Here is a 14,060-nt window from a genome sequence, read left to right on the forward strand (position 1 = left end):
AATGGACATGGCACAAAACGAACCGTAAAAACGGGGCTGAAATTATTCTAAAATGGCACCTTTTGAACCGTAATAGCCGGCATCAACTGACCGAAATAACTGGCACTAATCGATCCGTAATATCCAAAGATTATAATGAGATAGATCATTTTATAAAAGAGAAGTCGGCACTGGTATTGGTTAAGCAGTATATAGATAAACGCAACAACGGCATCCAAAAGGAATTACCAAATCTGGACGAAGAGATTTTTCAAGTTTATTTAACCAAAGAGGTTTTTTTAAAAGACATAGAGATTCTTTCCACCGACAACGGGATTAAATACTTTGAGAATTGGTTAAGTCCTATTCTCCAGTTTAGTTTAGGCGGTTTTTATCCGTATGACAAAAATTTATTGCAACGGGGTCGGTTTTATTATGTCACTGGAGCCTATAATAGTAAAGGTGACTTTGTCTACAAGACGACTGATTTTGTACAATGGAGCGATTCTATAATTAAAGATTTTAAAAGGCTGTTTCTGAAAAAATATTCCAAAGGCGACGGTTTTTGGTATTCTGAATCAGCGATTCAATGGATAGAGGAACATGATGCTGTGCTAATCAACGGAGGGCAAGAATGGCAGGCAAATATCTAAAAATGGGAATCAGCATACAGGAGGTCGTTCAGGGGCATATAAAGCGGCAGGTATGTATAAAATGGCAGGTAGAGCTACAGTGGCAGTAACTGTAATCGTAGGCGGGGTTGAGACCTATAGAGGATACCAGATGGATGGAGGAGCTTTAATAGGGAGGGATAAGCGGTGTGATAGGAGGTTTTGTTGGAGGGTATTATGGTGCCGAATGGGCTGGACAGGCAGTGAATCATTATCATGGAAGATAATATTGTGGATAGAATTGAAAATTACTTAAATATTGTTCATTACTGCCTTTATAAGGCTGAATACAGATTGCATCTTTTATTTAATAAAATCAATCCTGCATGGCTTTTGATCTGGCTTTTGATGAAGATTCCTTTTATTAAAAGGAGATATGAAAAAATGGGAGTAACTCGTCAGAGTATCAATAGAGATAACAACAACTTGTGGGGAGACAAGCGGTTTGGCCTTAGTACTGTAGCTGCTGGTGGTTTTCTTTGGGGCGGTTTGGGTCTTTTCTTTTTTTCTGTTCTGATGATGTTGAAGGTGGCAATATCAACCGTGCTTATCGTAGGTTGTACACTTGGCGCTGGTCTGATATGTTATGCGTTTGTTTTCAGGCAAGATAAATACATAAAATACTTTGATAAATACGAGAAATGGTCAAAGCAAGAAAAGCGAAAATATGGCTGGTTGACCGTCGGGTCAATACTTTTGGTTTTGTTCTCCTTTTATCTTTGTCTGGTCATTTGATATTGGAGGATAGTAACGTATTTAAGCCTTTATTTACACCTTTCTCCAATATTTCAGTATGCCGTCAATGGATTCCTTTTCAAGCAGTTCATGGCGGATGCTGCCCAGTATCTTGATACACTTCTCGAGTTCGCTGATTTGGAACACCGCGTCACGTTCCGCGTTTAGTTTTTTGTAAATCTCTAGAGCATCACGTTTTTGGTCGAAATATCCTTCAATGATCCATCGTTTCAAGAGATCGAGCAAGTCTTTGTTGGTTTTTCGGGTGCTGCCTTTTGGCGCATTTTTCTTCTTCCAGATGATGCGTGTGCCTTCGCCGCTAGGGGAGTAGACAATATGGGAGAATCCTTTGTACCCTTCGTCAGGTATCCCGCCGGTATGATAGAGCTGTATATTGCCCGGTGCGGTGCCCTTAGGAATTATTTTAGAAAATGGACACTTTAAAATATAGGGTAGGAGATCGATCTGATCCTCGTTAAACCGGTTCTTGTCGCCGGGTTTGATAATGAAGCCGAAGACATAATTATTGGCTTTTCCCAGTAGAAAGGAAAGCTCATCATCACTCATGCCGATCTCATTTAGCCGCTCGATAACCTGGCAGATAATGACATAATCCATCCGGGACATCATGACGTCTGGCTTGTCTGCTTTTCTTACGGATGGTCTTTGGATAACTTCGATCAAGAACGTAAAATAATAAGGTGTAGAAAAACTGCTTACCCCCTAATTTTATATCCGGGGATATAGAGAGGTTCGAATTGTACCAAATTTTCGGACATGCCCTTAAATCTGTTCTCCTTCTTCTCGGCTGGAACAGCAGGCTGAGCCTTAGCAGCTTTATAAGCTTCCCTAGGGCTTTCACACTTAGTTTGTTTCTGCAAAGATTTCTTCATATCGTTAAAATTGTAGAATAATTTTCAGACTTCGGTAAACTTAGGGTCTATATCACGTGCTAAGAAAAAGCCTTTGATACAATTCGGGTTTCCCACACAGATTTGGATATGGTCTTTTTCTCGAGACCCGGCATTTGGATAGAGTTCTTTTCCTTCCCAAAATACACCTCTAACACTGTCAAATGCTGTAAGACTTTCGTCTCTACGTGCTTTATGCAAAGTTTCAATTACGGCACAATCTAATTCTCTAAGCATCAATTCCCGCAAATCGCCAATGGGCTTGTTTTGTGGTATAGGTTGGTTCTGGGAGCTTAAAGTAGTGCTTAGAATATCGTATCCAAATTTTAAGAGGTTGAGTTTTTCATAATCTAATAAATCCAGACAATTACCCAAATGTATAACAGCACCTAGCACGAACGGTTTTTGTATAGGATTTTTAGAGCGTCCAGGATTTGCTTTAAGGTGATGAGCGTATTCTAAGGCCCTTGACGGACTATTTTCCCAAAAATACATGCCGTTCCCAAGCCAATCATATTTATTGACACTGTCTTTAAGTGGTTGTTGAAGTGTCAATACCCGATATGCAACCTCTTCATCACACCCATGGAATCCATAAACTATTCCTGAGCCTCTGGAATACATAAATGCTTGTAATTTTTGGAGCGTTTCCCTGTTTCGGTCAGTACACCTAAATCTACCAAAAATCTTTTAGAGGTTTCACTGTTTTTAGTGACTTTCTCTTTGTATTGTTGCAACACAGCAATGAACCGCTCCGTATCCTTCTCCTTTAAATTTTCTTTTTTCGTTTTCATAACTGACTGATTTTATACCTATCACACAAATATAATGATTATTTTCTAAACTCCTCCCATACCTTTTTGATGACGGCTTTTTCGGTAGCGTCCTTTGTGCTGAGGTGCTTGTATAGTTTGTCGAGGTCCTCAAGAACTTCGGCTTTTGGCGATGCTTTTATTCCTTCTAGTACCTCTAACACAAATGCAGGATCAGATAGCGAAACCACTACCTTGTCTACTTTGTCATGCGAATCGCTGACTTGCCAGTTGTCCGGTGGCGTAATATCGTCTATCTCGCATCCTAACTCATCTGCAATTAAGGGATAATCTGCAATATTTATTCGATTGGGAGAGTTAGGGTTCTCAGCAGATGATATATAGTTTTTACTTTTCTTAATATCTAGTGCCAATTGGTAGGCAGATTTTCCACAGACACATCTACGATACTTAATCTTATTGACGCTATATAATGAAAATTTGGTTATTTTCTCCATTCTGCATTTTACTACGTTTAAGTAGTTTTATATCGATAAATATTTCCCAGAATATTTTGCAAAAATCGAATAATTGGTTATCTTTGTGTTGTGACATCAGCTTTAAAAGCTGTTTGTGGCGTTATTAGTAGGCTATTGATGCTGAATCTTGCCCCTGAAAACCTAGGAAATTTTCACTAAACGCAAGAGGAGGAGTTCAAAGCCCAATCTCTACCTTTGTAATAGAAGGAGAGGTGGGCTTGCTCTTGTTCTCGTTTAGGGGCTTCCTAGGGCCTTCGGTGGGGAATAGGGTAAGATCCACCTCTTTTTTGGATTTTCCTTTCATATAGATTCATTGCTCAGTTGTCTTGATTGTAAACTTAATGAGCAATGGAAAAGAAAAAACAACGACTTAAAAATTTGATTGCGCCGCCAGAGTAGTTCGGCGTCCCCCTCATTTCGAGGTGCTTTTAATCGGTGAACATGTAAATGATTTCCACTATTGACCTGACGTTGCGCCACGCCATGTTCCGATTTCCATTTTATCAATTTATTATTTATCCGTGATGCGGTAGATAGAGGATAGAGATTGAGATCTCCCATCACAGAAGCCTTAAAAAAATGAAGAATTTTTTCGAGGGTGGGAGAGGACTGTGCTATTTCAAGCCGCTATCCCATCTTTTCAAGTCAAAAAATAACCGAAGCTGCACGCTGTTCAGTTTTGTATTAAGTCTTATATGTGTGTTGTTTAGTGTTGCCCAGGCGCAGTCCGCTGGAGAGCGGGCTGATGCCGGCGGCCCAACAAGATTATTTAAAAAGTTTAGATGGCTATTAGCGGTATTCGTATTCGCCCTTCCCATGCAAACTGTGCTCGGCCAATTTTATAAACCTTCGTCGCTCACGATCAGAAAAGGAGAGCAACTTTCGGCCGACTTTATGAATGTCCAACATCGAGCTGTGGACATGTCCACAGGCGATGTCCACACGATTAAACTTGCTGATCATCACGACAAGTTGATCATCCTTGATTTTTGGGCGAGCTGGTGCGGACCGTGTCGAATCTCCCTAGCAAAGATGAATGAAATTTCGCAACAGATGGATGCTAAAAAGATAATAGTGCTAGGAGTGAACTACGAACTTATAGACAAAGTACAAACAGTTCGTAAGGGGCTCGATATTCATTTCTCAAGTATTTTTGCAGATACATTGTTATCAAAATCATTTCCGCATCGGGGCATACCACATATGGTATGGATCAAAGATGGAAAGGTCATCGGTATACCCGAGCATCAGTATGTCGATCTGGCGGCAGTAAAACTGGCTGTCGAAAGCGGATTGGTAAATATTCCGGAGAAACGGAACGATAGAATGTTAGACCCTCAGAGAAAGCTGTTTTCAGAAGGAAATGGGATTTCACCTATAATTTATCAGGCAGACGGTCTGCAAATATATGCTTCGAACGCCGAATATATTTATGAACCGATCAAGCGGATAGAAACGCAGGATTCTATTGTTTTTTATGGAAACAATATAGCAATCCCCCGTTTGATTCACAGTCTTTATAAGGACGACCTTTTTGTTCCTTTTAAGCGGTACCCAAGTAACTTCATGGAATTGGAAAACGGTCTCACCAGTTCTTTACTACGCAATAAGGAAGCAGTGGGTATCAAGGCTTCATATGCAAAGGGTGATTATAACGAAGATAATGAAGCGCGATGGCTAAGATCAATTGTTGAATCTTATTTTTTGCAGCATCATAATTTGGAAACAAAGGTTGCGCACGCTACGAAAGAACGTTATGCTGTTCTAAAACGGAAAGAACCGTTAGATGCAGTGCGAAGTACAATGCAATCTACGTCTTCCAAGGCCGGGGTTTTTCAGGACAGCGGCCATAAAGTATATACATCGCTCCCATTCGGTGTACATTTTATTAATGTACTGGAAGCACGTCTAGCTAAGATTCCTGGACTGGATCTAACCGTTTTGGAGCTGGTAGACCGCTCCGGTATGGATAAATTGCTATTGGTCGATTTCGAAATGCCCATCGCTATAGATGGTCTGCATGAGCTCAATAAAGGTATTGCGAAATACGGATTGCAAGTAGAAATTGAAGAGGGATGGGCAGATAAAGTATTTGTCAACTACGGAAAGGGAGGTAAGAATGACTAAGTCTTTTATTATCATGCTACTAGGTTTACTGTTAACAACGGCATCATATGGACAGACTGCAGTCAAAGGGAAGGTAACCGATGTACAGGGATCGGGGATAGCAGGGGCTAGCATCCGGTCACACAAAAGCGTGAAATTCTTTACTTCCGCTAACGACGGTTCTTTTTCTATCGAGATCAATTTTGCCGATGATACGCTAGAGTTTGCTGCCGTCGGCTATCTACCACAAAAAGTGGAGGTGGGCACCATCGATCTTAGTGACCTTACCGTATCGCTGGAACTAGATACACGACTTATTGACGAGGTGGAGGTGGTGAATACAGGATACTACAGTTTGCCTAAAGAACGGTTAACGGGTTCATTCGAACATATAGGCGAGAAGGAGCTCCAACGATCTGCCAGTCCCACCATTTTAGGGAGGCTGGAAGGAATGGTCAATGGTCTTCAGTTTGACAGGAGCGGGCAGTCCCGCGAGAATGTGAATGGTTTTTCTTTTCGTATAAGGGGACTAAGTACGATTGAATCAGATCGTGTGCCGCTAATCGTATGGGATGGGTTCCCTTTTGAAGGTAGATTGGAAGATATAAATCCGGAGAATGTGCAGTCAGTCACTGTACTGAAGGATGCAGCGGCCAGTAGTATCTGGGGTGCCCGGGCGGGTAACGGCGTGATCGTCATCACCTCAAAATCAGGCGCCAGGGAACAGGTCGCATTAAATTATGTGGGTAATACCACGGTCATGAATGTACCAGATCTTTTTTACAATCCCAACAGGCTAGAGGCGCCAGTTGTAATGGATATGCAGAAGAGTATGTTTCTAAAAGGGAGATATCAGGAACAGGATCAGATCCAACTACCTGAATATGTAGAGCTGCTGATCCAGCATAGGGATGGTCTGATCGACGAAACGGAGTTTGCCCGGCAGCAAGAGCTATTGAAAGGGCGTGATTTTCGCAGGGAAGCGACCGAGCATCTGTACAGGAAGCAGGTTGGCCAACAGCACAACGTGACAATTTCAGGAGGTGGAAAGATGTCTAAGTTTTTCCTTTCGGGATTTTATCAGGATGAAGCGGCTACAGTGGTGGGCAACGACAGTAGAAATCTTGGATTTACGGCAAACAACCAATTCAATCTTTTTAAAGGCAATGAGGTCTCTGTCAATATAAATTACACTTCGCAGCGCGCGAGAGAAAACGGACTGACCTTTAACGAGCTATCTAACGCTGTGGGAGGTGCAGATATTTACTCAACGCTAGTACTGGAGAATAGCGATTTTGCTACCGTGCCGCGCTACGGCGTTAGACAGACCGTTATCGAAAATGCGGAAGCCCTGGGGTTGATGGACTGGAGTTATTCTCCGCTTATGGACAGGGCACTGTTGGATAACCAAAGTAATAGAAATGCGCTCTTACTCCAGTTTGGTGTTAAGCAGCAACTGCTACCGAATTGGAGCATACAGCTCCGCTATCAGTATGGAAATAACCGAGCCGAAAGTCAGGATGTATACGATGTGGATAGCTACTACGTGCGGGATTTCCGTAACCGCTATATGGATCCGGTGACGAAACAGTCACCGATACCGAATGGATCGATCTTTCAGATGGATCCGGTACAAAAAACTACACAGGGGCGCGTACGGCTACAAAGTGATTTTAACAAGGACTTCCAATGGGACGGTGGGTTGAATTTACTGGTCGGTGCAGAGTTAAGTCGGTCAGAACAGTGGATGGAACCCGGAAGCATAGTCTACAACTACGATAAAGAGCTATGGACCGGCAATGCGAGCTTAGATTTTAGTAAACTGTACGCACTGTGGGGAGGGGGTATGGCACGGATACCCAGTCCTGTCGTATCGCGCAGAGCTTCCTCCGGCAGAGATGTATCTTATTATGGCAATATGTCGTACACCCACCACAAGAAATATGTTGTCAGCGGTTCGCTCCGCTGGGACGGCAGTAATCTATTCGGTGTGAAGGCGAATCAGAAAGGAACACCACTATGGTCAATCGGTGCCGCATGGACTGTGAGCGATGAACGCTTCTTTCCTAAACTAGACAACGGTTACCTAAAGATACGCGCCACGTACGGTGTAGCCGGAAATATGGACAGATCACAGAGCTCGTATCCGACCATATCGTATATTGTCAATTCGATAACCAATCGCACGTCCGCCTCCTTGGGACACCCGGGCAATCCGCTTCTGAGATGGGAACAAGTGAGAATGGTCAATCTGGGAATGGACTGGCAAACTGGCCGCTTGTCGGGGAGTATAGAACCGTATTGGAAAAAATCGTCTGATTTATTAGGCAACGTGCTTATGGATCCGACTACGGGTACAGCTATATTTAGCAATTATAAAATGAACTATGCAGACATGGGTACCCGAGGAGTCGATATCAAATTGGCAGCTGACGTCCTGAAGGGAAGCGTAGACTGGACGGTATCCGTATTATACAGTCATGTAACAAATCGGGTCGATAATTTTGTGGATAATACAATTGTCAATTCAGACTATTATTTAGCAACAGGCCGGATTCCTAGAGAAGGAAGCTCGCTAGATGCATTGTATGCGTTGCCCTGGCATGGGCTGTCTCCGGAGAACGGACTGCCGATAATCTTTGTAGAAGGGGAGCCATCTTCGGACTATACAAGTTTTTATCAGGGATTTGACCCACTGGCACTTCTCGATGCTGGTGTTACTGTTGCACCCAACTTTCTTCACCTTCAGAACCAGCTGCAGTTTAAGGGATTCAGTCTGGGCGGTATAATTGGTATGCGATGGGGGCACGTGTTTCGCAGGTCATCCATGTATCCGGGGGCAGAGTTGGCATACCCCGGAGCCGAATACCATAGGGACTATACGAGAAGGTGGCAAGCTCCGGGTGATGAACAGCATACTATCGTACCTGCCTCGGTAGAAGCGCTGAATGTGAATTTGTTGAATACATTTAAATACAGTTCGGCATTAGTAGAGAAGGCTGACGTCATTAGGCTTCAGCAGATAAATGTAAGCTACGATGTTCCCACGAGTTGGAGTTCAAAAGCAGGTGTGAAACGGCTTTCCGCATTTGCTAATCTGAACAACGTCGGTATATTATGGCGCGCCAATAATGAACGCATTGATCCCGACTTTCCGAATGCCGACTATCCCGCACCTTTTCAGTTTACATTAGGCTTAAGATTACAGTTATGATAAAGAAATATTTAAAGATACTAACAGTATGTGTCGCGACACTGACTATCCAAAGTTGTGGATTGGATTTTCTGGACACAAAACCAGTAAAAAATCAGCAGGTGCCCGCCACCTTAGATGATTTTTTAGCTATACTTGACCATACGAGCCTCAATAGCTTCCCGAGCTACCTGTCTATGATAGGCGCAGAAGAGTTCTGGGTGACAGACGCTGGATGGAATAATTTCCCGCTCGGTGTCCAACATTACCAGAAGAACGCTTACATCTGGGCAAAAAACGTATATGAGGGGGCCAGCGCTCAGGACTGGGATATTGGGCATGGAAGGATTCTGGCTTGTAATATTGTACTGGACGGGTTGGAAAAGTATGCCGAAGAGAAAGATAAGCCATTATATAGGCAAATAAAGGGTACTGCGCTCTTCCATCGGGCAAGATTCCTGTACAATCTAGCACAAATTTTTGCACCGCCGTTTATACCGAACAATGAAAGTAAATATGGCCTGCCTTTTTATCTGACATCTGCAATCGTTGAGCCGACCTATCGTAGATCTGTAAGGCAGACCTATGAGCAGATTTTATCCGATCTTTTGGAAGCTGATAATTTTTTACCTGAGTAGGGTGAAATACGACAGCAGCCGGATAAGATAAGCTGCCGTGCGATGCTCGCCAGAGTTTACCTGCAAATGGGAGCTTTTGAAGAAGCGTATGGTTATGCAGATAAGTGCCTCCAGGAGACAGGTTCATTACTAAACTATAACGATCTTGATTTCAGTGCGTCATATCCTTTTCCGATACAAGGAGAAGGGAATCCTGAGATTATCTTTTACGAGGTCGCAAGCGGTGGCAACCTCATGGCAAGGACGCGGATGAATATCTCTGACGAATTATTGGAAAGCTATGCGGACGGAGACTTGCGCCGGCAGGCATTTGTATTGGACGACCAAAGTGGAAGAAAAATTTACAAAGGCAGTTATCTCGGAAGCTACAGCTTTTTTATCGGTCTCGCTACCGACGAGCTCTATCTTATACGTGCAGAAAGTGCCGCTCATTTGAGTAAATTGGAGGAAGCTTTAGCTGATCTAAACTACCTAAGACGGCATCGGTTTTTGTTCTCATCTTTCACGGAATATAAAACAACGAACCGTTTCGAATTACTAGATTTCATAGCAGAAGAAAGACGGCGAGAACTCCCTTTTCGAAACAGAAGATGGGAGGATCTCCGTAGGTGGAATACATTTATGGAAGATAAAAGGTCTATCAAAAGACGTGCGGCTAGTGTAGATTACGAACTTAAACACCCGGATCCGAAATGGACATGGCCTTTGCCTGACTTAGCTATACAATATGGGGAATATGAACAGAATCCCAGATAGAAGTGTAAAAGAAGAGGCCATAATGACCTCTTCTTATTTTTTTTAATTCTGTTCTTGTCTTGTGAACTCCGGATTATTATCGTCATCCAAGACAATTGATGCCCCATAATTATCGATAAGGTCTTGAACAGTTGTTCCCGCAGGAATAGATGTAGGCGCATCGTTATTCGGGAATGATAAATGCGCGCCACATGGATTCCCTTCGTTGTCCATATTACAAGAAGGTGAATTAGTTGGCGATGCTTTAGGACCGCTGGTGACCTGTAGTGCGGATGGTGCATCGCTAGTTCCGCTGACGTCGTACCACGCTTGTTGTGCTAATACATTTGTTTTTTTTGTTTCGATGACCCTAGTGAGAGCCCCCGCTGTTGCTGTAATACCTAGTACTACAGCACACAGAATCATGATCTTTTTCACGATTTCTTGTTTTTAGTTATATTGCATTTCGGTTTTACCTCACAGTAATGCGATCGAGGATTTCGTATGGATCAAACTTTCTCTATATAGTATTTTTTAACTTTCTTTTCTTGACCGTCACTTTCGATGTTGACTGTCATATTCTATTCTGCGTATTCAATTTTTTGGTATTCCTAGTTTTTCTCCAAGAAATGGGTGGCGGAAGTCCAATTATTTACCAACCACAATGCTAAATTAGTTCATACTGCCAGACAGCTGTTAGGCAGAATCTAACCTGCAGGCTGGTAGAATCTAATATTACCTGATTAGATCCATTCGTTTCCCTCATTGTAATGCCTATACGTATAGGGATAGCCTATCGGGAATTCATCGTACGCGTGCAGATAAGCCAATATGATCGGGCATATTTTTCGCCGGTTGAACAGCGCTACAATTGATCTGAAATCAAATGGGTCGACAGGCGACTGGGTATATTCTGCCAGGCAATTTTGAATGCGTTTGCGGATGTCCTGTTGGGTCATTTCTTTTTCTTGCGCAGGTATAGGCGCATAGCTTAGGTCATCATACCCCTCTTGGAGTTCTCGGATGTAAAGGAGTTCGTCATCCCAATGCTTTAACGCGTAGCCCTCGCTACGGATTACAGCGAATATACACTCGAGGCCCTGTATTTGGTTCAGATTGTCAAGTACGGGTGCACTACAAATGGTTGCCATCGTATCGTAGGTGTATTGATCGATGTGTCCATGGCGGTAGGCAATTTCATAAAGGAGCGCCTCTGTCCCATCCTCATCCACATAATATTGAGGCTCAGCACCGTTGCGGATCAGAAATGAGCAGGACGTAAGCTCGACCAGCAGATCCACAAGGGTATAGAAGACTTCGATATGATCATCGTAAAGTGGAGGGAATGTAATACCAAAATAACTATCAAAATCAATTTCTTCTTCTGGATCGGGATTCGGTGCAATATACCTGCTGTGCGGTCTATACTGTTTGGTACCCATGTCCGCCATAGATTGAATATAGTTCTGGTACTGTTCCTGCCGTTCGTACATCATCATGTGATGGTAGCGGCTATTTTTCCACCCTTCGGGAGCGATTAAAGGGAGAAGCGCTGGTACGGCAGTATACAATTTTTCGAGTAATAAAGCGAGTGCTTTCGTGTTAAGTTTTTCGGGTGCAGTATATGGCATAGTGGTGTCATTTTAGGTCTGTTTTGATTGTTCTCTAAACTCCTTTGAGGTAAGCCCGGTATGGTTACGGATAAAGCGTGCCATCTCACTAAAGCCACTGAAACCGGTCTGTTCGGCTGTGGCAGCAAACTTTTCCTCCTCGTGCATCGCGTCGCGGATAAAATCCAGCATTAATTCGTTGCGGTAGACCTGAAACGCACAGCCGTGGTATTCTTGATGCAGGCTGTTAAGGTGGGCGCCGGATACAAGCAGGGTCTGCGCAACGTCGGCGAGTTTGGCTTTTGCACCTTGATGCAGAATCAGGAGCGCCAATATTTCGCGGGCCTTTGCGATAAGTTGCCTGTGCTCGTGCGGGGCATCCGAATCATCCTGCATCTTAAACCGGGACAGGTTGATCAGGAAAGTGAGGTGTTTCAGCAGGATATACTCGTTATCCAGTATATAGGGGTTGATTTTTGAAAACAAGAGCTGCAAAAATTTGAGCGTAACGGCACCGACGCGTACATCAGGGCTTTTCTTGGAGGTGGTATCTTTCATGCGCTTGGAATCGATCAGGGGGCTAAGGAACTTAAAGTTGCGGTTGGCGGGTGGCCGGATCATACCGGCATCCAATATAAAACCGATCAGGATATGGTGTCCTTTGGGCAATTGCAGATGATAACGTCCGGCTGCGAAATAATAATATGCACCCTTTCCCTCGATGAGGTCGAATGCAAAATCCGTTTCCGCCTGCCAGGCGGCTATACAGCCATCGCATTGAAGGGTATACAGCAAATGGATATCGGGCATATCAATTGCGATAGGAATTGTGTCTTTCTCCTGAATCCAGCACTCGTAGTAATAGAGGTAGGCAAAGCGGCCATCAAATGTCTGCTCATAAATGACATTCTTCCCAGATTCCCAATAGAGCGATTCCGCATGCCGCACCGTGTAGCTGAGCGGATGCACGGGTTCGGAAACTGGGATATAGGTCCCGTCAAGCTGTAATGTATAGGTTCTTTTCATCGGCTTTCTTCATATGGTTAGTTGTAGGTAAAAAATGAGTTAAGGATTTTTTGAATGATTACCGTCGTGGGTTTCGGCTCACGACGGTAAATGGGTTATGCGATCACGATATGCTTAGCGATATCGTATCCAGATGGACACTTGTTCCAGTGCTTGCTGGGGTTCCTCGCTGAACGTAAACTGTTGTTGACTTTGCCTGGAGAAAAACAGATCCTTCGGACTTTGGTCTGAATCTGGGCGTGCTGCTTTATTAAAGCTAACAAGATTGCCCTTGTCCCAGGTATCCGCCACAGCTATAGCGATCTCGTTGAGAAGATTTGCATCCATGCCCACCAATTGGTCATACTGGGGCGCAGTCAAATCGAACGTATCATCCATCCAGTCAACAGGATCACGCCGGATAAAATCTGTTTCTTTTACCCGTTCTGCCAATGGAAGGCTTAAGATTCTTGTCTGTTCTTGGGAAAATCCCACGTTGTCGAAATTTGATTTCATATTTTTATTTTTTTTTGTGAACCAGCAAATAAAAAAGGAACGACTGCAAAAACAACGGTTTAAAGGGGTATAAAGGTCGATGTACATTTTTTGTACATCATTTTTAGGGCTTTTTTTGCTGATGTACATTTTTTGTACATCGCAAAAACGACTAAAGCGAAGATTTTTTTTGATCCTTCTCCTGGCTTAAGTGTTGATTTTCAATTGTGTTTGAAATTTAATTGGAGATTGTGATTATAATTTGTATTTTCGTCATAAACTGTATTCCCGATCTACTAAATAGATCTTTATCTGTAAGACAAGACAGCCTATGATTATTAAATATATTGCAAAGTGCTTTATAATTATTTTTTCGCTTTTGATGGTGGCATATGTCATCAATCTAACTCATTTGATATTTGAACCGGCCGAACGGATGGGGGCAAGCTCATTTTGGCCTGTTTACCACGTCACGATAATTTTAATTTTTGGTTACGCGCTGTGGGTAAACTGGATGTATAATGTCACCCTTGAATCTGCGTGGAAAAATGAGTGGCTTTCTAAAATATACATACGCACCATGCTATATGTTTTGCTGGCAAGTGTACCGGTAATTTTCGTACACGGGCTATTTGTACACGCCGGTGTAATCTTGATGTGGGGATCAGATGTAGATATTGAGCTACATGTC

Annotated in this window: 16 protein-coding genes; 7 read left to right on the top strand and 9 right to left on the bottom strand. The window is 43.2% G+C overall.

The window, feature by feature from the left end; translation table 11 throughout:
- Positions 1-632: hypothetical protein (locus FAZ19_RS24040; RefSeq protein WP_169305770.1), on the top strand; the 632-nt coding region annotated here is incomplete at its 5' end.
- A 234-nt stretch (positions 633-866) separates the two neighbouring features.
- Positions 867-1,385 carry a hypothetical protein gene (locus tag FAZ19_RS23580; protein WP_229707697.1) on the top strand — a complete coding sequence of 173 codons (519 nt, stop codon included), beginning with the start codon at positions 867-869 and terminating at the stop codon, positions 1,383-1,385.
- A 33-nt stretch (positions 1,386-1,418) separates the two neighbouring features.
- Here FAZ19_RS23580 and FAZ19_RS23585 read toward each other — a convergent pair whose 3' ends face one another.
- The 5 genes from FAZ19_RS23585 to FAZ19_RS23600 form a co-directional block, all read right to left on the bottom strand.
- Positions 1,419-2,015 (bottom strand): hypothetical protein, encoded by a 597-nt coding sequence (locus FAZ19_RS23585; RefSeq protein ID WP_136823239.1) that lies wholly within the window; start codon positions 2,013-2,015, stop codon positions 1,419-1,421.
- A gap of 86 nt (positions 2,016-2,101) precedes the next feature.
- Complete coding sequence (locus tag FAZ19_RS24045; RefSeq protein ID WP_162304938.1) at positions 2,102-2,278, bottom strand: hypothetical protein; 177 nt, start codon at positions 2,276-2,278, stop codon at positions 2,102-2,104.
- A gap of 24 nt (positions 2,279-2,302) precedes the next feature.
- Positions 2,303-2,920, bottom strand: a complete 618-nt coding sequence (locus FAZ19_RS23590) for a hypothetical protein (protein WP_136823240.1) — start codon at positions 2,918-2,920, stop codon at positions 2,303-2,305.
- Positions 2,896-3,090: a hypothetical protein gene (locus FAZ19_RS23595; RefSeq protein ID WP_136823241.1), complete on the bottom strand. Its 195-nt coding sequence runs from the start codon at positions 3,088-3,090 to the stop codon at positions 2,896-2,898. Before FAZ19_RS23595 ends, FAZ19_RS23590 begins: the two co-directional genes overlap by 25 nt.
- Before the next feature lie 38 nt (positions 3,091-3,128).
- A complete protein-coding gene (locus FAZ19_RS23600; RefSeq protein ID WP_136823242.1) occupies positions 3,129-3,566 on the bottom strand; it encodes a hypothetical protein in 438 nt (145 codons plus the stop codon).
- A gap of 600 nt (positions 3,567-4,166) precedes the next feature.
- Between FAZ19_RS23600 and FAZ19_RS23605 the strand changes: the two genes are divergently transcribed.
- Genes FAZ19_RS23605 through FAZ19_RS23620 form a run of 4 tightly spaced genes read left to right on the top strand, consistent with a single transcriptional unit; the run spans position 4,167 to position 10,280 of the window.
- Positions 4,167-5,714, top strand: a complete 1,548-nt coding sequence (locus FAZ19_RS23605; protein WP_136823243.1) for a TlpA family protein disulfide reductase — start codon at positions 4,167-4,169, stop codon at positions 5,712-5,714.
- A 13-nt stretch (positions 5,715-5,727) separates the two neighbouring features.
- On the top strand, positions 5,728-8,907 hold the full coding sequence (locus tag FAZ19_RS23610; protein ID WP_169305771.1) for a SusC/RagA family TonB-linked outer membrane protein: 3,180 nt from the start codon (positions 5,728-5,730) through the stop codon (positions 8,905-8,907).
- On the top strand, positions 8,904-9,524 hold the full coding sequence (locus FAZ19_RS23615) for a RagB/SusD family nutrient uptake outer membrane protein (RefSeq protein WP_136823245.1): 621 nt from the start codon (positions 8,904-8,906) through the stop codon (positions 9,522-9,524). Before FAZ19_RS23610 ends, FAZ19_RS23615 begins: the two co-directional genes overlap by 4 nt.
- Before the next feature lie 42 nt (positions 9,525-9,566).
- On the top strand, positions 9,567-10,280 hold the full coding sequence (locus FAZ19_RS23620; RefSeq protein ID WP_136823246.1) for a RagB/SusD family nutrient uptake outer membrane protein: 714 nt from the start codon (positions 9,567-9,569) through the stop codon (positions 10,278-10,280).
- A gap of 42 nt (positions 10,281-10,322) precedes the next feature.
- Here FAZ19_RS23620 and FAZ19_RS23625 read toward each other — a convergent pair whose 3' ends face one another.
- The 4 genes from FAZ19_RS23625 to FAZ19_RS23640 form a co-directional block, all read right to left on the bottom strand.
- Positions 10,323-10,697 (bottom strand): hypothetical protein, encoded by a 375-nt coding sequence (locus FAZ19_RS23625; protein WP_136823247.1) that lies wholly within the window; start codon positions 10,695-10,697, stop codon positions 10,323-10,325.
- A 305-nt stretch (positions 10,698-11,002) separates the two neighbouring features.
- A complete protein-coding gene (locus tag FAZ19_RS23630; RefSeq protein WP_136823248.1) occupies positions 11,003-11,890 on the bottom strand; it encodes a hypothetical protein in 888 nt (295 codons plus the stop codon).
- Positions 11,891-11,902: 12 nt separating this feature from the next.
- Positions 11,903-12,895, bottom strand: a complete 993-nt coding sequence (locus FAZ19_RS23635) for a helix-turn-helix domain-containing protein (protein ID WP_136823249.1) — start codon at positions 12,893-12,895, stop codon at positions 11,903-11,905.
- A 114-nt stretch (positions 12,896-13,009) separates the two neighbouring features.
- Positions 13,010-13,390: a hypothetical protein gene (locus FAZ19_RS23640; RefSeq protein ID WP_136823250.1), complete on the bottom strand. Its 381-nt coding sequence runs from the start codon at positions 13,388-13,390 to the stop codon at positions 13,010-13,012.
- 310 nt (positions 13,391-13,700) lie between these two features.
- On the opposite strand from FAZ19_RS23640, the gene FAZ19_RS23645 reads away from it, so the two are divergent.
- On the top strand, positions 13,701-14,060 hold a 360-nt coding region (locus FAZ19_RS23645; RefSeq protein ID WP_136823251.1), incomplete at its 3' end, for a hypothetical protein.

It is taken from the genome of Sphingobacterium alkalisoli, from assembly GCF_005049105.1.
Classification (GTDB): Bacteria; Bacteroidota; Bacteroidia; order Sphingobacteriales; family Sphingobacteriaceae; genus Sphingobacterium; species Sphingobacterium alkalisoli.

Bases quoted from the DNA above. Each gene is read 5' to 3' on its own strand.
- FAZ19_RS23580 (WP_229707697.1), top strand. From the start codon at position 867: ATGGAAGATAATATTGTGGATAGAATTGAAAATTACTTAAATATTGTT.
- FAZ19_RS23585 (WP_136823239.1), bottom strand. From the start codon at position 2,015: ATGATGTCCCGGATGGATTATGTCATTATCTGCCAGGTTATCGAGCGG.
- FAZ19_RS24045 (WP_162304938.1), bottom strand. From the start codon at position 2,278: ATGAAGAAATCTTTGCAGAAACAAACTAAGTGTGAAAGCCCTAGGGAA.
- FAZ19_RS23590 (WP_136823240.1), bottom strand. From the start codon at position 2,920: ATGTATTCCAGAGGCTCAGGAATAGTTTATGGATTCCATGGGTGTGAT.
- FAZ19_RS23595 (WP_136823241.1), bottom strand. From the start codon at position 3,090: ATGAAAACGAAAAAAGAAAATTTAAAGGAGAAGGATACGGAGCGGTTC.
- FAZ19_RS23600 (WP_136823242.1), bottom strand. From the start codon at position 3,566: ATGGAGAAAATAACCAAATTTTCATTATATAGCGTCAATAAGATTAAG.
- FAZ19_RS23605 (WP_136823243.1), top strand. From the start codon at position 4,167: ATGAAGAATTTTTTCGAGGGTGGGAGAGGACTGTGCTATTTCAAGCCG.
- FAZ19_RS23610 (WP_169305771.1), top strand. From the start codon at position 5,728: ATGCTACTAGGTTTACTGTTAACAACGGCATCATATGGACAGACTGCA.
- FAZ19_RS23615 (WP_136823245.1), top strand. From the start codon at position 8,904: ATGATAAAGAAATATTTAAAGATACTAACAGTATGTGTCGCGACACTG.
- FAZ19_RS23620 (WP_136823246.1), top strand. From the start codon at position 9,567: ATGCTCGCCAGAGTTTACCTGCAAATGGGAGCTTTTGAAGAAGCGTAT.
- FAZ19_RS23630 (WP_136823248.1), bottom strand. From the start codon at position 11,890: ATGCCATATACTGCACCCGAAAAACTTAACACGAAAGCACTCGCTTTA.
- FAZ19_RS23635 (WP_136823249.1), bottom strand. From the start codon at position 12,895: ATGAAAAGAACCTATACATTACAGCTTGACGGGACCTATATCCCAGTT.
- FAZ19_RS23640 (WP_136823250.1), bottom strand. From the start codon at position 13,390: ATGAAATCAAATTTCGACAACGTGGGATTTTCCCAAGAACAGACAAGA.